This window comes from Acidiphilium sp. PM (assembly GCF_000219295.1).
GTDB lineage: Bacteria > Pseudomonadota > Alphaproteobacteria > Acetobacterales > Acetobacteraceae > Acidiphilium > Acidiphilium multivorum.
Map to the genome: position 1 here is coordinate 1 of NZ_AFPR01000065.1, position 22,213 is coordinate 22,213.

The window sequence follows — 22,213 nt, forward strand, 5'->3', positions numbered from 1 at the left end:
GGACCTGCGCCTTGCGGACGGCGATGTCAGTGAGCATACCCCTGCCTCCTGTCCCATACCCCACATCCGACCCCGAAGTGCCCCGGGATTGAGGGGTATCTCGTGAGACGGATTAGGACACCGTCGCGGAGGAAAGTGAAGAGATTTCAGGTGGTTGAGACTGATTGAGATCGCGTGAAAAGTGAAACTGGCGGAGGGAGTGGGATTCGAACCCACGGTACGTTTTCACGCACACACGCTTTCCAAGCGTGCGCCTTCGACCGCTCGGCCATCCCTCCGGCGCAGCGGCTTCATAGCCAACAACCGCGCCGGGCTCAAGCGGGGGGCAGCGTTATTCCTCGGCGGTGTCGAGGCCGAGCAGGGCGGGGCTTTCGGTGGGGTCGAGCTCGTCGATGTCGCGCAGCTTGCGGCCGACGGCGCGGATGCGGACCTGGGTGCTGTCGATCCCTTTCGAGAGCTGTTCGGCTCGTTTCGCCAGCGCCTCGATGCTCTCGCCGAGCTTGCCCCATTCGAGCTTCACCGCCGAGAGGATGCGGCCGATTTCGCCGGCGCGGCGCTCGAGCTGGACGGTGAAATGGCCAACCCGGATCGTGTGCAGCAAGGCGGGCAACAGGCTCGGGCTCTGGATCAGCACCCGGTGCTCGCGCTGCACCTGCTCGACCAGGCCTGGAATCCGGGCGACCTCGGCGAACAGGCCTTCGCTCGGCAGATACAGGATCGCGATATCCGTAGTGCGCGGGGGGCGGATGTATTTCTGGGCGATCTTCTTCGCCTCGTCGCGGATGCGGGCGCTCAGCGCCCGCAGCGCCTGGGTTTCGCCATCGCGGTCGCCCGCCTCGGCGGCGAGCAGCAGGCGGTCGTAATCCTCGGTCGGAAATTTCGCGTCGATCGGCAGCCAGACCGGCTGATCCCCCTCGCGCACCGGCATGCGCAGCGCGAATTCCACCGCCTCGGCGCCGTTCGGATCGGCCCGGAAATTGGCTTCGAACGTGCCGGGCGGCAGCGTGTCGTCCAGCGTCTGGCGGATCTGCGCCTCGCCCCAGCCGCCGCGCGATTTCACGTTGGCGAACAGCCGCTTGAGATCGCCCACCTGGGTGGCGACCGACTGCACCTGGCCGATCGCCTGCTGCACCTGGGCGAACTGCTCGGCCACGCGCTGGAAGCTCTCGCCGATCTTCTGCTCCAGTGCTGATTGCAGCTTCTCGTCCACCGCGGCGCGCATCGCGTCGAGCTTGGCCTCGTTGCCGGTGCGGATTTCATCGAGCTTCTGCTCGACGCGGCCGCGCAGCGCCTCCTGCCCCTCGCGCAGGGCCAGCGAGACGCCGGCGAGATCGCGGTTCATGCGATCGGCGAGCAGCGTCTGGCTCTCGGTCAGCCGGGCGATCGCGGCCATGGTCTCGCTGAGCCCCTGGGCGCGGCCGGCCTGTGCCGCCGATTCCGCCTCGGCCAGCTTGCCGGCGAGCAGGAGCGACAATTCGCTCATCGCGCCGTGCAGCCGCGCGAGCTGCTCGCCCTGCGCCCGCGCGCCCTCCTGCACCCGGTCGAACGCCTCGCGCAGCCCGGCGCGGGACTGTTCGGCGATCTCGCCGCGCAGGGTGGCGATCTGGCGGGATTGCAGGAGCGCGAGGACGACGAGGATCGCGGCGCCAAGGGCGGCGATGGTGGCGGCGATGGCGGCGGCGAGCACTGGGCTCAGGCGTCCATCTTCAGCGCCGCGAGGAAGGCGGTCTGCGGGATTTCGACCTTGCCGAACTGGCGCATCCGCTTCTTGCCCTCCTTCTGCTTCTCCAGCAGCTTGCGCTTGCGGCTGATGTCGCCGCCATAGCACTTGGCGGTGACGTCCTTCGACAGCGCGCCGAGGGTTTCGCGGGCGATCACCCGGCCGCCGATCGCCGCCTGGATGGCGATCTTGAAGAGCTGCCGGGGGATCAGGTCCTTCAGCTTGGCGCAGATCGCGCGGCCGCGGGTGTCGGCGACGGAGCGATGGGCGATGAAGGCCAGCGCGTCCACCGGCTCCTGGTTGACCAGGATGGAGATCTTCACGAGGTCGCCCTCGACATAGTCGTCCATCTGGTAGTCGAAGCTGGCATAGCCGCGGCTGACCGATTTCAGCCGGTCATAGAAGTCGAACACCACCTCGTTGAGCGGCAGCCGGTAGACCGCCATGGCGCGGTTGCCGACATAGGTGAGGTCGACCTGCTGGCCGCGGCGCTCGTTGCAGAGGGTGAGGACGGCGCCGAGATAGTCGTCCGGCACCATGATGGTCGCGCGGATCCAGGGCTCCTCGATATGGTCGATGACCGAGCCGTCCGGCATGTCGGCCGGGTTGTGCAGCTCCATCATCTCGCCGCTGGTCTTGTAGAGCCGGTAGACCACCGAAGGGGCCGTCGCGATCAGGTCGAGATCGAATTCGCGCGACAGGCGCTCCTGGATGATCTCGAGATGCAGCAGACCGAGAAAGCCGCAGCGGAAGCCGAAGCCGAGCGCCGCCGAGGTCTCGGCCTCGTAATGGAAGCTCGCATCATTGAGCCGCAGCTTGGCGAGGCTGTCGCGCAGCTTCTCGAAATCGTCGGCATCGACCGGGTAGAGCCCGCACCAGACCACCGGGATCGACGGCTTGAAGCCGGGCAGGGGTTCGGTGGCGGGGGCGCGGTCGTCGGTGATCGTGTCGCCCACGTTGCAGTCGGCCACCGTCTTGATGGCGGCGGTGATGTAGCCGATCTCGCCGGGGCCGAGATCGCTCTGCGGGGTGAGCTTGGGCGAGAAGGTGCCGACCTGGTCGATGGTGTGGACCGCGCCGGTCGACATCATGCGGACGCGCTGGCCCTTGCGCAGCCGCCCGTCGCGCACGCGGACCAGGATGATGACGCCGAGATAGGAGTCATACCAGCTGTCGACCAGCATGGCCTTGAGCGGCGCCGTCTCGTCGCCCTTCGGCGGCGGCAGGCGGGTGACGAGCGCCTCCAGCACCGCCTCGATGTTGAGGCCGGTCTTGGCGGATATTTCCACCGCGTCCGACGCATCGAGCCCGATCACGTCCTCGATCTGCTGCTTCACCCGCTCGGGTTCGGCGGCCGGCAGGTCGATCTTGTTGAGCACGGGGACGATCTCGTGATTGGCGTCGATCGCCTGGTACACGTTCGCCAGCGTCTGCGCCTCCACGCCCTGCGAGGCGTCGACCACCAGCAGCGAGCCCTCGCAGGCGGCGAGCGAGCGGCTCACCTCATAGGCGAAGTCGACATGGCCGGGCGTGTCCATCAGGTTCAGGACATAGGTCTTGCCGTCCTTCGCCTTGTAGTTGAGGCGCACGGTCTGCGCCTTGATGGTGATCCCGCGCTCCTTCTCGATGTCCATGTTGTCGAGCACCTGCTCGGTCATCTCGCGGGCGGAGAGCGCGCCGGTGGTCTGGATCAGCCGGTCGGCCAGGGTCGACTTGCCGTGGTCGATATGGGCGATGATCGAGAAGTTGCGGATCAGTTCGGTGGGGGTCGAGGTCATGCGCGCTGTTTAATCGAGATCGGGGCGAATGTCAGCTTCATTGCGCGGAAGGCGGCCCCGCTTCGATATGTCGGGTCCATCGTACCATTGAAAAGAACGATCGGTTGCGCCAAACCTGCCTTCAGTCACAGAACGGTGACAAGCCGAGACGGGACGTGACATCGGCGGCGGGCTTTCCCATCTCTCGACAGGATCGGCAAACAGCCGATAAGCCTGCTCCGGCACCGGACCGTCGTCCATCACGACCTGCGTTGAGGAGATCCGCATGAACCCCCTGAAACAACTCGCTGAAGCCGGGCAGGCGCCCTGGCTCGACTTCGTCCAGCGCGGCCTGATCGAGGGGGGAGAACTCGCCACCATGGTCGCGCGCGACGGGCTCAAGGGGGTCACCTCCAATCCGGCGATCTTCGAGAAGGCGATCGCCCATGCGCCGGAATACGGGGAGGCGTTCCAGCGCTTCGTCCGCGAGCGCGACTGCGCGCCAATGGAGATCTACGAACACCTGGCCATCGCCGACATCCAGGCCGCGGCGGACGCGCTGGCGCCGGTCCATCGCGAAACCGGCGGTCGCGACGGCTTCATCAGCCTCGAGGTCTCGCCCTACCTCGCGAACGACACCCAGGGCACGATCGACGAGGCGCGTCGCCTGTGGGCCGCGGTCGACCGCCCGAACCTGATGATCAAGGTGCCGGCGACCTCGGCCGGAATCCCCGCGATCCACACCCTGATCGGCGAGGGGCTGTCGATCAACGTCACCCTGCTGTTCGCGGTGCCCCGCTACGAGGCGGTGGCGCAGGCCTATATCGCCGGCCTTGAGGATTATGCGGCAAAGGGCGGCGACGTGTCGAAGGTGGCGAGCGTCGCGAGCTTCTTCGTCAGCCGGATCGACACCGTGATCGACCGTGAATTGCAGGCGAGGATCGATGCCGGCGGCCCGGCCGGCATCCTGCAGCCGCTGCTCGGCCAGGCCGCGATCGCGAATGCCAAGCTCGCCTACGAGAGCTTCCGCAGGATTTTCGCGGGCAAGGCGTGGGAGGCGCTGGTCGCGAAGGGCGCGCAGGTGCAGCGCCTTCTCTGGGCCTCGACCGGCGTCAAGAATCCCGACTATCCGGACACGCTCTACGTCGAACGGCTGATCGGCCGCGACACGGTGAACACGATGCCGCCGGCCACGATGGACGCGTTCCGCGACCACGGCTCGGTCGTGCATGACGCCGTCGAACAGGATATCGAGGGCGCCTATGCCGCGCTGCATGCGATCGAGGAGCAGGGCATTTCGCTCGCGACCGTCACCCATGACCTGGTCGAGGATGGCGTGCGCCAGTTCGCCGAGGCGTTCGACAAGCTGCTCGGTGCGGTCGCCGAAAAGCGCGAGGCGCTGGTCACGGTGAACGCCGCGCGCATCGAGGCGCCCGAGGATATCGCCCACGCCGTGAACGAGGCAGCCGCCGGCTGGCGGGCGGATGGCGTGGTCCGGCGGCTCTGGGCCGGCGACGCCGCGGTCTGGACCGGCGCCGACGAAGCCGACTGGCTCGGCTGGCTCGACATCGTCGGGCAGGAGCACGCCCATGTCGGCACGCTGGTGCGCTTCGCCAACGCGATCCGCGAGGGCGGCTTCACCCATGTCGCCCTGCTCGGCATGGGCGGATCGAGCCTCGGGCCTGAAGTTCTCGCCACCAGTTTCGGCCGTCAGGCCGGCTGGCCGCACTTCCACATGCTCGACAGCACCGATCCCGCCCAGATCCGCGCGCTGGAGCGGAAGCTCGATCTGGCGAAGACGATGTTCATCGTCTCGTCGAAGTCGGGCAGCACGCTGGAGCCGAACATCATGCTCGCGCATTTCCGCGCCCGCATGATCGAGACCGTGGGCGAGGCGGCGTGGTCGCGGCACTTCACCGCGGTGACCGATCCGGGCTCCTCGCTCGAACAGGTCGCGAAGCACGAGCGTTTCGCGCATCTCTTCCATGGCGTGAAGTCGATCGGCGGGCGCTATTCCGTGCTGTCGAAGTTTGGCCTGGTGCCGGCGGCGGCGATGGGGATCGACGTGTCGGACTTCCTGGTCCGGACCTCCCACATGGTCGCCTCCTGCGCCGCGAGCGTGCCGGCGGATCGCAATCCCGGCGTGCGGCTCGGCCTTCTCCTCGGCACCGCGGCGACGCGGTTCGGCCGCGACAAGGTGACCATCGTGACCTCGCCGCGCATTGCCGGTCTCGGCGCCTGGCTCGAACAGCTCATCGCGGAATCGACCGGCAAGCAGGGGCGCGGACTCATCCCCGTGGATGGCGAGGCGCTCGGCGAGCCCGCCGCCTATGGCAAGGACCGGGTCTTCGCGCAGCTCGTGCTCAAGGGCGATGAGGACAAGGCTCAGGATGCGAAGCTCGCAGCACTCGCGAAAGCGGGGCATCCGGTGGTGCGGATCGTGCTCGATGACGTCGCCCAGATCGGTCAGGAATTCTTCCGCTGGGAGATGGCGACCGCGGTCGCCGGCGCCATCATCGGCATCAACCCGTTCGACCAGCCCGACGTCGAGGCGAGCAAGATCAAGACCCGCGCCCTGACCGATGCCTATGAGAAGGGCGCACCGGTCGCCTCGCCCGATCCGGTGTTCCGCGAGAACGGCATCGCCGTCTACGCCGACCCGGCGAACGCCGAGGCGCTCGGCCGTCACAACACTTTGTCGGCCTGGCTGAAGCACCATTTCCAGCGCGCCCACGCGGGCGACTATATCGGCCTGCTCGCCTATATCGAACACACGCGGGCGCACGAGGCGAAGCTGGAGGCGATTCGCCTGCGGTTGCGCGATGCCCGCAAGGTCGCGACCTGTGTCGGCTTCGGCCCGCGCTTCCTGCACTCCACCGGGCAGGCCTACAAGGGTGGGCCGAACAGCGGCGTCTTCCTGCAGATCACTGCCGATGACGCGGCGGATTTCCCCGTGCCCGGCCACCGCTACAGTTTCGGCCAAGTGAAGGGGGCGCAGGCGGAGGGAGATCTCGGCGTTCTCGTCGAACGCGAACGCCGGGCCATCCGCGTTCACCTTGCCGAGGTGGACGCGGGGCTCGCCGAACTGGAGAAGGCCATCGACCACGCCTTCGCCTGAATCTTGCGGGCGCGCAGCTCCGCGCCCGACCGGAGACCATTGACGAGCGTCATGCCCGGCGGCCCCGCGTCGTGGGACCGTCAGCGGCATGGCGCGGCAACAGGAACGGAGACAGAGCCATGAAGATTGGTGTGATCGGCCTTGGCCGGATGGGCGCCAACATTGTCCGCCGGCTGATGCGAGACGGCCACGACTGTGTGGTTTTCGACAAATCGGCAGAATCCGTCGAAAAGCTCGAGAAGGAAGGGGCGACCGGCGTGCGCGATCTCGCAGGCCTCGTGAAGGCTCTGGAGCCACCGCGTTCGGTCTGGGTGATGCTTCCGGCCGGGCAGGTGACGAGCGAGACCGTCGACGCGCTCGGCGACCTTCTCGGGCGGGATGACGTGGTCATCGATGGCGGCAACAGCTTCTATCGCGACGATATCGCCCATGCCGCGCGGTTGAAACGCAAGGGCATCCATTTCGTCGATGTCGGTACCTCGGGCGGAGTCTGGGGGCTCGAACGCGGCTACTGCATGATGATCGGGGGCGACGACGCCATCGTCCGGCGGCTCGACCCCGTGTTTCGAACCCTGGCGCCGGGGCGTGGGGAAATCGAACCGACGCCGGGGCGCGAGGGACGGGACGAGCGTGCCGAGCTTGGCTACATCCATGCCGGCCCGAACGGCGCCGGGCATTTCGTGAAGATGGTGCACAACGGCATCGAATACGGGTTGATGCAGGCCTATGCGGAAGGCTTCGCGATCCTGCGCAACCGCTGCGCCGATGCGTTGCCCGAAGCCGAACGCTACGACCTCGATGTCGCCGACATTGCCGAGGTGTGGCGGCGCGGCAGCGTGATCTCGTCCTGGCTGCTCGACCTGACCGCCGCGGCACTGGCGCGCGACGGGGCGCTTTCCGACTACAGCGGCTATGTCGAGGATTCCGGCGAGGGACGCTGGACGATCAACGCCGCGATCGAGGAGGCGGTTCCGGCCGATGTGCTCACCGCCGCACTCTATGCGCGGTTCCGCTCCCGGCTCGATCATACGTTCGGCGAGAAGATCCTGTCTGCCATGCGACAGGGCTTCGGCGGTCATGTCGAGCAGGGACCGGCTGCTGCCAAGCAGGGAGGTGGCGCATGAACCCGCTGGCAAAACACCCGCTCCGGTCAGAGGCCGGATCCTCCGGCGCCGCCTCGGCCTCCCCCGCGGGCCCTTGCAGCGTCGTGATTTTCGGTGCCGCGGGGGATCTGACCAAGCGGCTGCTGGTGCCGGCGCTCTACAATCTTGCGAATACCGGCCTGGTGCCCGAGAAGTTCGGCCTGCTTGGCGCCGATATCGCCGACCTCGACGCAAAGCACTGGACCGGCTCGCTGCGCGAGATGCTGGAGAGCTTCGTCGGCGATCCGGAAGCCGAAGACCAGATCAAGCAAGTTGACGACGCCGCATGGGATCGCCTGACGGCGCATGCCGATTACGTTCAGGGTGATTTCACCAGGGACGAATTCTACGAAACCCTGAAGTCCCGCCTCGAAGCGATCGAAAATTCGCAAGGCACGGGCGGCAACCGGCTGTTCTACCTTGCGGTGGCCGACCGGTTCTTCGCACCGATCGTCGAGCATCTGGGCAAGGCCGGCCTCGTGACCGAGGATGAGTCGGGCGGGGGGACGTGGCGGCGGATCATCATCGAAAAGCCGTTCGGCCACGACCTTGCATCGGCTCAGGACCTGAACCGGCAGCTTCTGAGCGTGGTCGACGAGCGGCAGATCTACCGGATCGACCATTTTCTTGGCAAGGAAACCGTTCAGAACATCATGGCGTTGCGGTTCGGCAACGGAATCTTTGATCCGCTCTGGAATCGCGATCGAATCGACCATGTGCAGATCACCGTCGCCGAGACGGTCGGCGTCGAGGGACGGGCGAAATTCTACGAGCAGGCCGGCGCGTTGCGCGACATGGTGCCGAACCACGTCTTCCAGCTCGTCGCCATGGTGGCGATGGAACCGCCGGTTGGTGTGCGGGCCGAGGCGATCCGCGACAAGAAGCTGGAACTCTTCTCCGCCATCCGCACCTTGCGTCCGGAGGATGCCGTGCGTGGCCAGTATGGCGCGGGCGAGGTGTCCGGCCAGTCAGCGCGCGGCTATCGCGAGGAGCCAGGTGTTGCTGCGGACTCGAATACCGAAACCTATGTCGCGTTGCGGCTTGCCATCGACAACTGGCGCTGGGCCGGCGTGCCGTTCTACATTCGCACCGGCAAGCATCTTTCCGAGCGGATGACCGAAATCGCCATCCGCTTCCGCAAGCAGCCGCTGGCGCCGTTCCAGGGCGCATCGCTCGATGGCCTGCCGCCGAACTGGCTGGTTCTGCGTATCCAGCCCGATGAAGGCATCGCCATCGAGTTCGAGGTGAAGCAACCCGGCCAGACCATGCGGCTGGCGCCCGCCCGGATGCAGTTCAGATATCGTGACCGTTTCGAACCGGAACCGAACGTCGGCTACGAAACCCTTCTGTATGATTGCATGATCGGCGATCAGACCCTGTTCCAGCGGGCAGACATGGTCGAGGAGACGTGGCGTGTGGTCGGCCGTGTTCTGGACGCCTGGGGCAGAGACCGAGCCGCCGATTTCCCGAACTACCGCAGCGGCAGCGCGGGACCGGATGCGGCGGACAAGCTGCTTGCGGATGATGAGCCGACGCGGCGCTGGCGACCGGTCGCGCTCGATCCGGCGGAGAGCGGGCAATGAGCCGCGCGGTCGATCTCGTGATTGCCGATGTCGATGGCACCCTGGTCACCAATGACAAGCGCCTGACGGCGGCGACGAAGCAGGCGGTCGATGCGCTTCGCGAGGCGGGCATCCGCTTCGCGATCACCAGCGGGCGGCCGCCGCGCGGCATGCGGATGCTGAGCGAACCGCTCGCCATCGACACGCCGCTGGCCGGGTTCAACGGCGGCGTGATGATGGCCCCCGATTTCAGCCGCGTCGTCGCCTCGCACGACCTGCAGGACGACGTGATCGGCAAGGCCATCGATCTGCTCGATGACCATGGCCTCGATGCCTGGGTCTACACGCATGATCGCTGGCTGGTCCGCGATGCCGCGGCGCCGCATGTCGATCGCGAACAGCGTACCGTCGCGTTCGAGCCGGAGACCGTCGAGCGCTACGATGTATCGTCTCTTCATGGCGTCGTGAAGATCGTCGGGGTGACCGATGACGCCGAGCGTATGAAATCCTGCCTTGCCGCCGCGCACAAGGCGTTCGGTGACGGCGTGACGGCGGACTGCTCGCAGCCCTATTATCTCGATATCACCAGCGCACATGCGAACAAGGGTGCGGTGGTGGATGCGATATCGAGCGAGCTCGGCATCCCGCACGAGCGTATCGCGACCATCGGCGACATGCCGAACGATGTTGCCATGTTTGCCCGCAGCGGCCTTTCCATCGCGATGGGCAATGCCGATGACAGTGTCAAGCGGAAGGCGGATCATGCCACACGCGGCAATGAGGAAGATGGCTTTGCCGAAGCGATGATGCGCTTCGTGCTCGAGGGGAGACGCTGATGAAACCTGTGCGTGGCGAACTCGTCGTCGTGCCCGATGCGAAAGCCTTCGCCGAATACGGAGCGCGCCTCTTTGCGGAAGAGGCCGCCGCCGCGCGCGGCCGGTTCGTGGCCGGCCTCGCCGGCGGATCGACGCCGCGGGCATTGTACGAACGGCTGGCCGCTGCGCCCTGGCGCGACAGCATCGACTGGACACGCATCGATCTCGTTCTCGGCGATGAGCGTTTCGTCGCGCCGGATGACGACAAGAGCAATGTCAGGATGATCCGCGACGCCCTGACCGCGCATCTGCCGGCGGCGCCCCGCCTGCATCAGGTGCCGTTCGACGGGATGACGGTCGATCAGGCCGCCGCGGCATATCAGCGGGATCTGGCCGAGGTCCATGGCGCAGCGACTCTCGATCCTTCGAGGCCATTCTTTGATCTATGCCTGCTTGGCATGGGCGATGACGGTCATACCGCGTCACTTCTGCCCGGTCAGGACGATCTGCTCGGTGAACGGCAACGCTGGGTGATTCCGGTGACCAAGGGACGCCCGGAAGCGCGCGTCACGCTGACCTACCCGATCCTCGAAAGCGCGCGGGTCGTGGTGTTTCTCGTCTCCGGCGCCGGCAAGCGCGACATGCTCGATCGCGTCCTGAGCGGTTCGGATCGTGACGTGCCCGCCGCCCGCCTCAGGCCGGTCGGACGCCTGATCTGGCTCGCGGATCGCGATGCCGCCGGACGATGGGCAGACTGAAGGGGGCAAATCGCATGGGAACCGATTTCGAAAATGGCAAGCGTGCGGCCGCGCGGCTGGCCGTCGGCCTCGTCGAATCCGGAATGCGCGTGGGCCTCGGCACGGGGTCGACCGCCGCCCATTTCATCGATCAGCTCGGCGCGCGCGTCCGCGCCGAAGGGCTCGACATCGAATGCGTCGCGACATCCGATCTCACGGCAGCCAGGGCGGAGTTCCTCGGCCTGCGCCTCGTGCCGCTCGATGGTTCCCTCGACCTTGCGGTTGACGGAGCCGATGAGGTGGAGTTCGGAACGCTCCGCCTGATCAAGGGGCTGGGTGGTGCCCTGCTGCGGGAAAAGCTGGTGGCGCAATCGGCACGGCGCTTTGTCGTCATCGCCGACCGGAGCAAGCTGGTGACACGGCTCGGCGCGCATTCGAAACTGCCAGTCGAGATCGTCCGCCATGGCGCGGACCGCACCTGTGCCAGGCTCGCCGAACTGGATCTTGCGCCCGTTCTGCGCGCGAATGCCGGCAGTCCCTTCGTTTCGGATGGCGGCCACTTCATTGCCGATTGCACGATGCCGAAAGGCATCGTTCCCGAAGCCGTCGAGTCTGCCCTCCGCTCGATTGCCGGCGTTGTCGGCACCGGCCTCTTCCTGTCGGGTTCCGCCTGCGCGATCATTGGCTATCCCGATGGCTCGACCCGCCAGTTCGATGGCGACGCGGTCTCCGCGGCCGGCCTCGCACCCGCCGCGGCCACGCTGCGTTGCCTCGGCCTGCCGAAGCCGAACATTCCGCCACTGATCGCCGTGATGGGTGTTTCCGCATCCGGCAAATCCACGATCGGGCTTTTGCTGGCGGAACTTCTGGGCGTGCCGTTCTGCGATGGCGACGATCTGCATCCGGAGTCGAACCGTGAGAAAATGCGCTCCGGCCGCCCGCTCGACGATGAAGACAGGATGCCCTGGCTGCATCGCATCGCCATGCGCCTTGCGGAATGGCGGACGAGACGATGCGGCGGCGTCATTGTCAGCTCGCTTCTGACGCGGCGTTATCGCGATCTGGTGCGCGGCGGTGCTGGCCCGTTCACGCTGGTGCATCTCGATGGATCGCGCGATCTGCTGGCCGCGCGCATCGCCGCACGGCGCGGTCACTTCATGCCGGCATCCCTGCTCGACAGCCAGCTCGCCGCGCTCGAGCCGCCGCAGGCCGGAGAGGATGCGATTGTCGTCTCGATCGATGAGTCTCCCGTCGGCATCGTGCGGAGCATCATGCGGTCGCTGCAGGCTGGCCAGGTTTCAGCAAACTAGCGAGGGGAGGGCGCGATGAGCCTGAGAATCGAGGATTACGCAATCATCGGAGACCGGCAGACAGCGGCCCTTGTCGGCAAGGACGGCTCGATCGATTTTCTCTGTCTGCCACGGTTCGATTCCGATCCGTGCTTCGCGTCGCTGCTTGGAACGCGCGAGAACGGGCGGTGGCTGATCGCACCGGCTGCATCGCCCCTGCGGGTGGAGCGGCGTTACCGCCCCGAGACCCTTGTGCTTGAAACCGACTTTCATACCGATGACGGCGTGGTGCGGGTGACCGACTGCATGGTCCCCCACCCGCATGACACCACGCGGCTGGTCCGCATGGTGAGCGGCCTGTCCGGACGAGTGGAGATGCGGCTGGACATCGTGTTCAGATTCGGCTTCGGCCGCGTCGTACCCTGGGTGCAGCGGCTGCCCGGCCATGAAGGTTTCGTGGCGGTCGCCGGACCCGACATGGTCGTGGTCTGGGGCGACGTGCCGATGACCGGCCGCAATCAGCACACGGAAGCGCAATTCACAATCGAGGCGGGTGAGGAGTTCCTGTTCGGCCTCGAATGGTTGCCCTCGCACAAGCGGGTGCCACATCGTTTCGATATGAAAATGGGAATTGAGCAGGCATCGGAGCGCTGGCGCAGCTGGGCGCAGCGCGCGCCGGTCCGTGGGCGCTGGGCCGAAATCGTGCGGCGGTCGCTCATCACGCTCAAGGCGCTGACACATTGGGAAACCGGCGGAATCATAGCGGCGGCGACGTCTTCGCTGCCCGAGCAACTCGGCGGCGAGCGCAACTGGGATTACCGGTTCTGCTGGCTGCGCGATGCGAGTTTCACACTCCAGGCGCTGATGAATGCGGGGCACCGGGACGAGGCACATGCGTGGTCGCGCTGGCTCGATCGTGCGATCGCCGGTGGTGCCGAGGACATCCAGATCATGTATGGCGTGGCCGGCGAGCGCCTTCTGACCGAACGCGAGATCGACTGGTTGCCAGGCTATGAAGGTTCAAAGCCGGTCCGTGCCGGCAATGCGGCCGCGGGCCAGCGTCAGCTCGACGTCTTCGGTGAGCTGATGAACGCTCTCTATCAGGCACATGTCGGCGGGGTGCGGCGGGATGAGAACAGCTGGAACATCCGTCTCGTCCTGCTTGAAACCCTGGAGAAGATCTGGGCCGAGCCGGACGAGGGTATCTGGGAAGTGCGTGGCGGCCGCCAGCAATTCGTCCACTCCAAGGTGATGGCCTGGGTCGCGTTCGACCGGGCGATCCGCTCCGTCGAGGATTACGGCTACGACGGTCCGGTCGAACACTGGCGCGCGATCCGCCAGCAGATTCACGATCAGGTCTGCCAGAACGGCTTCGACGCGGAGATGAACAGCTTCGTTCAGGCCTATGGCTCGAAGGCGCTGGATGCGAGCCTGCTGCTGCTGCCGATCGTCGGCTTTCTACCGCCCGACGATCCGCGCATCATTGGCACCGTCGCCGCGATCGAACGGTATCTTCTGCAAGATGGATTCGTGCGCCGTTATGACACCGAAACAGGAAAGGATGGATTGACCGGCAATGAAGGTGTCTTTCTCGCGTGCAGTTTCTGGCTGGTCGACAATTACGTGATGATGGGCCGGCGCGCGGATGCCGAAGCCCTGTTCGAAAAGCTGGTGGCGTTGCGCAACGACGTGGGATTGTTCGCCGAGGAGTACGACACGGTCAACCGGCGACAGATCGGCAATTTCCCCCAGGCATTCACGCATGTTGCGCTCGTGAACGCAGCGCTCCGCCTGAGCGAGGAGGGGCAGGACGCCGGATAGCGCGCCCGCCCCCCGGGCGCGTGCTCAACTCTCGGTCATCGCCTCGATAATCGCCGAGCCCATGCCTGCGGTCGTCCCCTGACCTCCCAGATCGGGGGTCAGCGCGCGGCGCCCCTCGATCACGTTTGCCACGGCCTGCTCGATCAGGCGCGCCGCGGCTGTTGCCGCGGGTTCGGCATGGCGGCGGCCGAGCCAGTCGAGCAGCATCTGGCCTGACATGATCATTGCATAGGGATTGGCGATCCCGCGCCCTGCGATGTCAGGTGCGGAACCGTGTGTCGCCTGCGCCATCGCATGGCGCGGCCCGGCGCACAGGCCTGCCGCCATCCCGAGACCGCCGACCAGGCCGGCGGCCTCGTCGGTCAGGATGTCGCCGAACATGTTCGTGGTCACGACGACGTCGTAGCGCTGCGGGGTCATCACCAGGCGCATCGCAAACGTGTCGACGATTGCCTCGTCATAGGTCACATCGGGATATTCCGCCGCCAGCCTGCGACATTCCTCGGCGAACATGCCGCAACCGAGCTTGAACACAGTGTCCTTGTGCACGGCGGTCAGATGCCGGCGGCGCGCCCGTGCCAGTTCGAATGCCGCCCGCGCGACTTTCGATGACCCGTTCCGGGTGATGACCCGCACGGAGATCGTCACGTCCGGCGTTGGCCGAAACTCGCCCGAGCCGGCGACGACGTTGCGGTCCGGCTGGAAGCCCTCGTTGTTTTCCCTGACGATGACGAGATCGACGCCCTGATGCAGGCAGGGCAGCGCGGCATGGGACTTCACCGGCCTGATATTCGCGAACAGGTCGAAATGCTTGCGCAGCAGCGGATGCGGGTTGATCGCCGCAGGTATCTTCGGATAGGCCATGTGCCCGATCGGGCCAAGCAGCCACCCATCCAGGGCGTCGAGCCGCTCGATGGTTCCGTCCGGCAGGGTAGAACCCAGGCTGTCAAGCGCCGCCCGGCCGATCGGGATATCCTGCCACTCGATCGCGAGCCCGGTCCGGGCCGCGGCGGCCTGCATGACCCTGACAGCCTCCGGCACGATTTCATGCCCGATATCGTCGCCGTTGAGTATGCCGATCTTCATTATCTCGATTGCCTTCTTTGCAGTTTTGGGTTCAGGGAGACAGGATTTCCAGGCTCTGCCCGTTCGTCCGCGGGCCGAACAGGCCGACCGAAAGGATGATCGCCAGCATGCCGAGGCCGATCATCACGAACACCCCGGCCGGGCCGAATCCCGCCAGCAGGTCGGCGACCCAGTAGCCGATGAAGATCGAACTCACGCGGCTCCAGGCGAAGGTAAAGCCCACGGCTCGCGCGCGGATGCGGGTTGGAAACAGCTCCGCCGCATAGGGATGGAAAATCGCGATCATCCAGTTGTTTCCGAGCGCGATCAGCGCGCCGCTGATGATCACCAGCGCCACCGTATGCGCGTGGACAAATGCGATGCCGCTCACGCCGATCAGCACCGCCGTGCCGACGAGCTGCCACTTGCGCTCGATCCGTTCCGCGAAGATCGTGCCGCAGATCGCGCCGACCGGCGCGAGCAGGACGATCATCGTCGTGTAGTAGAGCGAGTGGATGATCGTGAATCCCTGTTTGACCAGCAGCATCGGAACGAAGGCGGTAAACCCGAACACCGCGATGGTCTGCGCGAACTGGAAGATCGAGATCATCAGCGTGCGCGGCAGGTAGAAGGAGGAAAACATTTCGCTCCAGTGTCCGCTCGCGGCCGTCGCGTCGGGCACATCGGCGACGGGATCGGGCAGCTTCCTGCCGGTTTCCGCCTCGATCCTCGCCTCGATCGCCGCGACGACGCGGTCCGCCTCGTCGTAGCGGCCATGCACTTCGAGCCAGCGCGGCGATTCCGGAAGCCCGCGCTGAACGAACATGACCACCACGCCGCTGAGGGCGCCGATCGCCACCACCCAGCGCCAGCCGGCGATGCCGAACGGCGCCGCGGGAACCAGCATGGCCGCGAGGAAGGCCGCCACCGGTATCGCGGTGAGCACGAAGATGAACGACGCCGCCATGTAGCGCCCGCGGGCCGCGCGGGGCGTGAGCTCGGTCAGAAAGCTGTCATTGTTGATGAGCTGCATCCCGACCGCGAGGCCGGCGACGAAGCGCGCGGCATCAATCGCCGCGGGGTTCGACAGGAAGGCGATGGTCAGCTGCGCAAGCGAATAGACGGCCATGGAATAGACGAAGATCGCCCGCCGGCCGAACCGGTCGGAGATGAAGCCGAACCCGGCCGTGCTCAGCAGCATGCCGATGAAGAAGCTGGCCAGGAAGCTCGCGAACAGGTGCGGATCGAACATGCTGCCGGGCTTCGCGACGAAAATGCCTGCGCGCACGAGGCCGAGCGAGATGAAGCCCGGCATGAAGAGTTCATAGAACTCGAACCAGCCACCGGCCGCGATACGCCCGACCAGCCCGACCAGATGCCGCGATGGCGGCAGGCGGTCGATGCGCGCCAGCACGGTATGTCGCGCTGCCGTCCTGTCCAGAACCTGTTCCATGATCGTTTCCTCCTGTTCAAGCCTTGTTGTTCTTTTGCGCGGGCGCGAGAGGCGGAATCCCTAGCGGGTTGCCGCCTCGGCAATGAGCGAGACGTCATCGAGCGCTTCGAGGCGCCAGCAGAGATCGATGAGCCGCCTGATCGCGTCGTCATCGAGGTGTGGTGCGGCAAGTCCGGTGAACTTGCGTTCAAGGTCGCGGTCGGACATCGGCCGCGCCAGGCTGCCGATCGCGTGGTCGATCCGGATCTCGGTCGTGGTGCCGTCGGTGCGGGTCAGCACCACCTGCGCCGCATCGGCCGGCATGGCGGTGTCGACCGTCGCGTTCACCCGGCCGCGCAGGGCCACGATGGCCGGATCGTTGACGGCGCGGTCGCTGAACTGCGCCTCGCCGCCATCGCCTTCGGTCAGCGCCACCGCGGCGGCGTGATAGATGCTGAACTTGCCCTCGAGCCCGCTTTGCGGCGCGGTCTTGCCGGTCAGTTCCAGCACCAGCGGATGGACGCGCAGCGCAACCGAGCGGACGCTTCCCGCGTCCACGCCGTGCTCCTCGCGAAGCTGGATGCAGGCATCGATCACCGGATGCATCACGATGCCGCAGGCGAACGGCTTGTAGGTGTTGGCCAGGATCTCGAACCGTGACCCCAGCCCTTCGGTGATCTCGCGCGCGTCGTGCCGGGTGCTGAGGACGTTCATCCAGCCCCGCTTCGCCTCCAGCGCCTGCGGCGAACTCGTATAGCCCTTCGCGGCGAGCAGGGCCGCCGTCATGCCGTTCTGCGCCGCGCGGCCGGGATGGAAACTCTTGGTCATGCTGCCGAACATCTCGCGCAACCCGACCGGCTGGCTCGCCGCGATGCCGAGCGCCCATGCCATCCGCTCGCCGTCGAGCCCGAGGATCCGCCCGATCGCGGCGGCCGCGCCGAAGGCGCCGACCGAGCCGGTGATATGCCAGCCGACATCGTAGTGCTCGGGATAGACGGCATTGCCGATCCGGCACTCCGCCTCGATGCCGACGACCAGCGCATTGACGAAATCGCGCCCCGAAATCGGCTGCACGCCCGCATAGGCCAGCAACGCGCTCGCGACCGGCCCGGCGGGATGGATCACGGTGCGCAGATGGGTGTCGTCGAAATCGAAGACATGCGAGCTGATCCCGTTGATCAGGCTGGCGTTCAGCGGATCGAGGCGCTCGGTGCGGCCGGCAACGACCGAGCGGCCCGGCCCGGCGAACGGCGAAAGCGCCGCGATCGCGGCATCGACGGCCTCGTGGCGGCAGCCGCCGATCGCGCAACCCAGCCAGTTGAGGAAGGTGCGGGCGGCTTCCTTGCGCACCGGCGCCGGCAGCGTCTCCGGCGATGCGGCGGCGGCGTATTCCGCCAGGATGCGGGTGACGGGGACCACCTTGCCGGCTGGTGGGGCGTGGTCGGGCATGCAGATCCTCCTTGGTGGTTGAATCGTAGTATTGTCGACAATCGACAATATGGCAACCTCTTGGCGAAACCCCGTCGGCACGGCAATAACGGACCCATGAACGCGCCCCTCAACCACCTGCGGATCCTCCAGACCCGGTCGGTCGCCGACCTGGTGCGGGAAGAAATCATCGGCCTGATCAAGCGCGGTGACCTCGTGGCCGGCGACAAGCTGAGCGAACAGAGCTTCGCCCAGCATTTCAACGTCAGCCGCGCGCCGATCCGCGAGGCATTCCGCGCGCTCGAGGAAGCCGGCCTTGTCAGGCTGGAGAAGAACCGCGGCGTGTTCGTCCGCGAGATCCGCGAGCCCGAGGCGCACGAACTCTACGAACTGCGCGCGACGCTCGATGAAATGGCCGGCCGCCAGCTCGCCCCGCGCGTCACCGGCGAGATCCTCTCCGAACTCGACGGCTGGCTCGCCCGCCTCGCCGATGCCGCGCGGGCCGGCGACATGGCCGCCTATTTCCCGTTGAACATCGGCTTTCACGACCGCCTGGTCGAGCTGACCGGCAATGCGACCCTGATCGAATTCTATCGAAAGCTGATCGACCGGATGCACCTGCTCCGCCGGCGCAATTTCGACGAGGGACAGGGCAGCGCCGGCTCGCAGGAGGAGCACCGCGCGATCGTCGCCGCCCTCGCGACGCGCCATCCCGACCGTGTGGCGGCGGCGATGCGCGCGCATGTCGAGAACGGCTATCGCCGGCTGACCGGCCAGGCGCTGGTCCCGGGTCCGGCATCCGCCGCGCCGGCGGCATCGGGCTGATCCGGTGGCGCTCCGGGCAATCCGCGCCGTGTTCATGCGCGGCGGCACCTCGAAGGCGCTGATCTTCCGCGCCGGCGATCTCCCCGCCGATCGGGCGGACTGGGCGCCGATCTTCCTCGCCGCGATGGGCTCGCCGGACCCGGCGATGCGCCAGCTCGATGGCATGGGCGGCGGCGTGTCCTCGCTGTCGAAATGCTGCGTCGTCGGACCGCCGAGCCGGCCGGATGCCGATGTCGACTACACGTTCGCGCAGGTCGCGATCGACCGTCCGGAGGTCGACTACGCCAGCAATTGCGGCAACATGTCCTCGGCGATCGGCCCCTTCGCGGTGGATGAGGGGCTGGTCGCCCCGCCTGCGGGGAACGAGGCGGTGGTGCGCATCCACAACACCAATACCGGCAAGATCATCGTCGCCCGGTTCCCGATGGAAGATGGCCGCGCCGCGGTGACGGGTGACCTCGCGATCGACGGCGTCGCCGGCACCGGGGCACCGATCCGCCTCGATTTCACCGATCCCGGCGGGGCCGGCACCGGGCGCCTGCTGCCGACCGGCAACCTGACGGACCGGCTCGATGTGCCGGGCCTCGGGCCGCTGCGCGTCACCCTGATCGACGCCGCCAATCCCTGCGTGCTGGTCGCCGCCGCCGATCTCGGGATGACCGCGACCGAAACGCCGGCGGCGATGGAGCGCGACACCGCGCTGATCGCCGGGATCGAGGCGCTGCGGCGCGCGGCTTCGGTGCGGATGGGCCTGGCCGCCGATCTCGAGGCGGCGGCGCGGATCATCAGCGTGCCGAAAGTGGGCATTCTCGCGCCGCCGGCGGATGCGCCCGTCCTGTCAGGGGCGGTGCAGACGGCCGCGAGCGTCGACATTCTGGCGCGCATGATGTCGTCCGGCCAGCCGCATCGCGCGGTGCCGCTGACCGGCGCGCTCTGCCTCGCCGTGGCCTGCCGGCTGCCCGGCACCGTGGCGCATGACCTGGTCCGGCCGGGCGAGGCGACCGATCCGGTGCGGGTCGGCCATCCTTCCGGCGCGATCCTCGTCGCCGCCGGCGTGTCCTCAGGGCCGGACGGGCCCCGCGTCTCGCACGCCACCGTGTTCCGGACCGCGCGGCGGCTGTTCCAGGGCGAGGTGCTCCATGTCGGCCCCCGCGTGTAGGGGTTACGCTACCGGCTTGTCGGGGAAGGCGAGTTCGTGGCGCGAGCGCCAGTCCGGTGTCACGTAGTTCACGATCAGCGAGCGCCGCACCCCGCTGATCGGCCGCTGGCGGAACCCGTGCCAGGTGTTTTCGCCGGGGATGAAGATCAGCCCCGCGTTGCGACGGGCCGGGGCCGAGCCGACATATTCGTCGGGCGAGGCGAAGATGTCGGTGCCCCAGTCCTCGCCGGCCGGCGGATCGGCCAGATAGACCAGCATGGTGAAGAACTTGGCGCCGATATCGGTATGCGGTTCGAGCCAGAATCCATCGCGGTCCTGGCAGTATTCGATCCTCAGCAGGCTGCCGCCGAGATCGACGCCGCACATCGCCTCGATCGCCGCGATCGTGTCCGGCGCCTGCCACGCGGCCGCGAGCGTCCCGCAGACCGGATGCCGCGCCTGCTCCTCCGCCGCGAAGAAGCGGCGAGTGGAATTGTGCGTCTCGCGCCGTCCCGCCGTCTCGCCGATCTCGGGCGGCGGAAAGGGCAGGGCGAGGATGGCGCTCACGGCCTCGCCGGGCAGCACCTCGGCGAGCAGCCAGTGCCGGTAGGGTTCGGTGCGGGCATCGGCCCCCGCCAGCGCGCGGCGGATCGAGGCGGCGGCGTCAGACATGGCTCAGCACCCGCTTTGCCTGGGCCGAGAGCCGGTGACGCATCAGTTCACGCTGTGCGGTCAGGCTCGATGTCATCCAGTTGATCATCACGTAGCGGCGCACGCCGACGAAGGGTTCGTGGCCGTGGAACGACCGGTCCGAGCGGCGGAACATCACCAGCGTGCCGAGCAGCGGCGGCACCTCGGCCAGCATGTCGTCAAGATTGTCCGGCCCGCGCAGCAGCCGCAGCCGGCCGCCTTCGGCTTCCCATGCCTCGTTGAAATAGAGCAGGGCGGTGATCAGCTTGGCCTCGCTGTCGGTATGGATGCGGCCGTCGCGCTCGCGGGCGCGGCCGCGCAGGGTGATCATGGTCGGCCGCCCGGTGAGATCGACGCCGAACTTCTCCGAAACGGCGGCGGTGATCTCCCTGCCCGTGAGCTCGTCGATCAGCGCCCGGAACAACGGCCCCGGATCGGTCGCCTCGAGCGGCAGAAGTCCCGGAACCTCGATTCGGGGAAAGTCCTGCAGCACGGCCCGCGCCTGCTCCCGGGCAATGAAATGCGGTGTCACCAGATACTGGAAGGGGGCTTCGGTGAGCGGTGTCGCCCGGAAGGCATCGAGATCGAGAATCGCCATGAAATCGTCATCCGCCAGATTTGACGTCCGGTTAGCCGGGCCCTCGGGCGGGTTCATTGACATGAATCAACACATGCCGGCGGCGGCCATCGCGCCAGGTGCCATCGTGAGTTGTGTCATTCATGCAGTCTGAAACCGAAAGGTGACAAACGACCGCAAACATTGTGTCAAATTTTCAATCCTTGGTTGATGAAAACCGTCGTGAAGTAACCGTTGATACATAAAGTTCCGACAAATAATGCGATAGTGAAATTTTTTTGCTAATTGTCGCTAAAATTGAAACTAATTTCCGCCGGTCATGGTAAGCACACCTGCAGGGCGTGGCAGTTCAAATGTCATCGCCCGCCATCCGAACGCCCGGAAACAGGTGCGGGTCAGGATGAATTTGAACACGCGCGAGGAGTTTCTTTTAATGTCCACGTCCATTCGCAAGACGTTATCTTCGGCTCTGTTCTGCACGGTCTGCCTGGGTTCCGTGCTGGCGCTGGCCGGCTCGGGTCCAGCGCGACCTCGCCTGCGGCGGGCGCCGTCACCGGGGCTGCCGGCAGCTCCACCGCGAGCGCGGGCGGCGGCTCGACCGGCGGCTCCGGCCTCGGCTCGGGCGGCGGTTCGACCGCGAGTTCCGGCGGCTCGGCGACCGGCGCCATCGCCACCACCAGTTCGGTATCGGGCGACGCGACGGGTGGTCTCGTCACCACGCTCGGCAATACGGTGTCGACGGTCGGCACCCAGCTGTCCTCGACCGGCTCGACCACGGGTGGCCCGCTCGGCGCGATCGTGGACGGTCTCGGCGGCACGGTGACCCAGACGGGCGACCTGCTGAGCGGCACCGGCTCGACCCTGACCACCAGCGGCCTCACCGGCCTGCCCGTCGTCGGGCCGACGGTCACCGGCGTCGCCGACGCGGTCGATCCCGTCACCAACGCGCTCGCCGATGTCACGGTTCTGAACACATCGACCGGTTCATCGACCGTGACGCCGCTGCTCAGCGCCAATGTGCTGAGCACGTCGCCGCAGCCCAATGCCCCGGTTCAGGTCGGCGTGCTGTCGAACGGGCAGGTGGTTCAGCTCAAGGT

At 66.8% G+C, this 22,213-nt stretch carries 16 protein-coding genes, 1 tRNA gene and 1 pseudogene; 10 read left to right on the forward strand and 8 right to left on the reverse strand.

What is annotated here, in order from left to right; genetic code table 11:
• Positions 1-188: 188 nt before the first annotated feature.
• The 3 genes from APM_RS02240 to lepA form a co-directional block, all read right to left on the reverse strand.
• A tRNA-Ser gene (locus APM_RS02240) sits at positions 189-278 on the reverse strand.
• Positions 279-331: 53 nt separating this feature from the next.
• Entirely contained in the window at positions 332-1,687 is a 1,356-nt protein-coding gene (gene rmuC, locus APM_RS02245; RefSeq protein ID WP_007421733.1) for a DNA recombination protein RmuC, read from the reverse strand.
• Between the two features lie 5 nt (positions 1,688-1,692).
• Positions 1,693-3,498 carry a translation elongation factor 4 gene (gene lepA, locus APM_RS02250; RefSeq protein ID WP_007421734.1) on the reverse strand — a complete coding sequence of 602 codons (1,806 nt, stop codon included), beginning with the start codon at positions 3,496-3,498 and terminating at the stop codon, positions 1,693-1,695.
• 265 nt (positions 3,499-3,763) lie between these two features.
• Between lepA and APM_RS02255 the strand changes: the two genes are divergently transcribed.
• The 7 genes from APM_RS02255 to APM_RS02285 all read left to right on the forward strand — a co-directional run bounded on the left by APM_RS02255 (position 3,764) and on the right by APM_RS02285 (position 13,961).
• A complete protein-coding gene (locus APM_RS02255) occupies positions 3,764-6,595 on the forward strand; it encodes a bifunctional transaldolase/phosoglucose isomerase (RefSeq protein ID WP_007421735.1) in 2,832 nt (943 codons plus the stop codon).
• Positions 6,596-6,714: 119 nt separating this feature from the next.
• Positions 6,715-7,719, forward strand: a complete 1,005-nt coding sequence (gene gnd / locus APM_RS02260) for a phosphogluconate dehydrogenase (NAD(+)-dependent, decarboxylating) (RefSeq protein ID WP_007421736.1) — start codon at positions 6,715-6,717, stop codon at positions 7,717-7,719.
• The gene (gene zwf, locus APM_RS02265) at positions 7,716-9,320 is read left to right on the forward strand and encodes a glucose-6-phosphate dehydrogenase (RefSeq protein WP_039887581.1); all 1,605 of its coding nucleotides are present in this window, start codon (positions 7,716-7,718) and stop codon (positions 9,318-9,320) included. The genes gnd and zwf overlap by 4 nt, the downstream gene beginning before the upstream one ends.
• Positions 9,317-10,135 carry a Cof-type HAD-IIB family hydrolase gene (locus tag APM_RS02270; protein WP_007421738.1) on the forward strand — a complete coding sequence of 273 codons (819 nt, stop codon included), beginning with the start codon at positions 9,317-9,319 and terminating at the stop codon, positions 10,133-10,135. Before zwf ends, APM_RS02270 begins: the two co-directional genes overlap by 4 nt.
• On the forward strand, positions 10,135-10,872 hold the full coding sequence (pgl, locus tag APM_RS02275) for a 6-phosphogluconolactonase (protein WP_013639917.1): 738 nt from the start codon (positions 10,135-10,137) through the stop codon (positions 10,870-10,872). Before APM_RS02270 ends, pgl begins: the two co-directional genes overlap by 1 nt.
• A gap of 14 nt (positions 10,873-10,886) precedes the next feature.
• A complete protein-coding gene (gene rpiA, locus APM_RS02280; RefSeq protein ID WP_007421740.1) occupies positions 10,887-12,161 on the forward strand; it encodes a ribose 5-phosphate isomerase A in 1,275 nt (424 codons plus the stop codon).
• A gap of 15 nt (positions 12,162-12,176) precedes the next feature.
• On the forward strand, positions 12,177-13,961 hold the full coding sequence (locus APM_RS02285; RefSeq protein ID WP_007421741.1) for a glycoside hydrolase family 15 protein: 1,785 nt from the start codon (positions 12,177-12,179) through the stop codon (positions 13,959-13,961).
• Positions 13,962-13,985: 24 nt separating this feature from the next.
• Here the strand turns inward: APM_RS02285 and APM_RS02290 are convergent, their stop codons facing one another.
• The 3 genes from APM_RS02290 to APM_RS02300 are packed head-to-tail and all read right to left on the reverse strand — an operon-like array spanning position 13,986 to position 17,907.
• Complete coding sequence (locus APM_RS02290) at positions 13,986-15,047, reverse strand: isocitrate/isopropylmalate dehydrogenase family protein (protein WP_007421742.1); 1,062 nt, start codon at positions 15,045-15,047, stop codon at positions 13,986-13,988.
• Between the two features lie 31 nt (positions 15,048-15,078).
• Positions 15,079-16,479: an MFS transporter gene (locus tag APM_RS02295; protein WP_007421743.1), complete on the reverse strand. Its 1,401-nt coding sequence runs from the start codon at positions 16,477-16,479 to the stop codon at positions 15,079-15,081.
• A gap of 60 nt (positions 16,480-16,539) precedes the next feature.
• Positions 16,540-17,907: an MmgE/PrpD family protein gene (locus APM_RS02300; protein WP_007421745.1), complete on the reverse strand. Its 1,368-nt coding sequence runs from the start codon at positions 17,905-17,907 to the stop codon at positions 16,540-16,542.
• Between the two features lie 96 nt (positions 17,908-18,003).
• Here APM_RS02300 and APM_RS02305 point away from each other — a divergent pair, with 96 nt between their 5' ends.
• Both APM_RS02305 and APM_RS02310 read left to right on the forward strand, forming a co-directional pair.
• Positions 18,004-18,711, forward strand: a complete 708-nt coding sequence (locus APM_RS02305; RefSeq protein ID WP_007421744.1) for a GntR family transcriptional regulator — start codon at positions 18,004-18,006, stop codon at positions 18,709-18,711.
• A 4-nt stretch (positions 18,712-18,715) separates the two neighbouring features.
• Positions 18,716-19,870, forward strand: coding sequence for a 2-methylaconitate cis-trans isomerase PrpF family protein (locus APM_RS02310; protein ID WP_007421746.1), 1,155 nt, complete (start codon positions 18,716-18,718; stop codon positions 19,868-19,870).
• A 3-nt stretch (positions 19,871-19,873) separates the two neighbouring features.
• Here the strand turns inward: APM_RS02310 and APM_RS02315 are convergent, their stop codons facing one another.
• The gene (locus APM_RS02315) at positions 19,874-20,521 is read right to left on the reverse strand and encodes a 2OG-Fe(II) oxygenase (protein WP_007421747.1); all 648 of its coding nucleotides are present in this window, start codon (positions 20,519-20,521) and stop codon (positions 19,874-19,876) included.
• A complete protein-coding gene (locus APM_RS02320) occupies positions 20,514-21,137 on the reverse strand; it encodes a 2OG-Fe(II) oxygenase (protein WP_013639910.1) in 624 nt (207 codons plus the stop codon). Before APM_RS02320 ends, APM_RS02315 begins: the two co-directional genes overlap by 8 nt.
• 276 nt (positions 21,138-21,413) lie before the next feature.
• Between APM_RS02320 and APM_RS02325 the strand changes: the two are divergent.
• Positions 21,414-22,213 (forward strand): annotated as a pseudogene (locus APM_RS02325) (hypothetical protein); the annotation flags it as partial.

Excerpts from the sequence above, each read along its gene's own strand:
- zwf (WP_039887581.1), top strand. The coding sequence starts at position 7,716 with ATGAACCCGCTGGCAAAACACCCGCTCCGGTCAGAGGCCGGATCCTCC.
- APM_RS02285 (WP_007421741.1), top strand. The coding sequence starts at position 12,177 with ATGAGCCTGAGAATCGAGGATTACGCAATCATCGGAGACCGGCAGACA.
- APM_RS02290 (WP_007421742.1), bottom strand. The coding sequence starts at position 15,047 with ATGAAGATCGGCATACTCAACGGCGACGATATCGGGCATGAAATCGTG.
- rpiA (WP_007421740.1), top strand. The coding sequence starts at position 10,887 with ATGGGAACCGATTTCGAAAATGGCAAGCGTGCGGCCGCGCGGCTGGCC.
- gnd (WP_007421736.1), top strand. The coding sequence starts at position 6,715 with ATGAAGATTGGTGTGATCGGCCTTGGCCGGATGGGCGCCAACATTGTC.
- pgl (WP_013639917.1), top strand. The coding sequence starts at position 10,135 with ATGAAACCTGTGCGTGGCGAACTCGTCGTCGTGCCCGATGCGAAAGCC.
- APM_RS02295 (WP_007421743.1), bottom strand. The coding sequence starts at position 16,479 with ATGGAACAGGTTCTGGACAGGACGGCAGCGCGACATACCGTGCTGGCG.
- APM_RS02315 (WP_007421747.1), bottom strand. The coding sequence starts at position 20,521 with ATGTCTGACGCCGCCGCCTCGATCCGCCGCGCGCTGGCGGGGGCCGAT.
- APM_RS02305 (WP_007421744.1), top strand. The coding sequence starts at position 18,004 with ATGAACGCGCCCCTCAACCACCTGCGGATCCTCCAGACCCGGTCGGTC.
- APM_RS02255 (WP_007421735.1), top strand. The coding sequence starts at position 3,764 with ATGAACCCCCTGAAACAACTCGCTGAAGCCGGGCAGGCGCCCTGGCTC.
- APM_RS02270 (WP_007421738.1), top strand. The coding sequence starts at position 9,317 with ATGAGCCGCGCGGTCGATCTCGTGATTGCCGATGTCGATGGCACCCTG.
- APM_RS02300 (WP_007421745.1), bottom strand. The coding sequence starts at position 17,907 with ATGCCCGACCACGCCCCACCAGCCGGCAAGGTGGTCCCCGTCACCCGC.
- lepA (WP_007421734.1), bottom strand. The coding sequence starts at position 3,498 with ATGACCTCGACCCCCACCGAACTGATCCGCAACTTCTCGATCATCGCC.
- APM_RS02320 (WP_013639910.1), bottom strand. The coding sequence starts at position 21,137 with ATGGCGATTCTCGATCTCGATGCCTTCCGGGCGACACCGCTCACCGAA.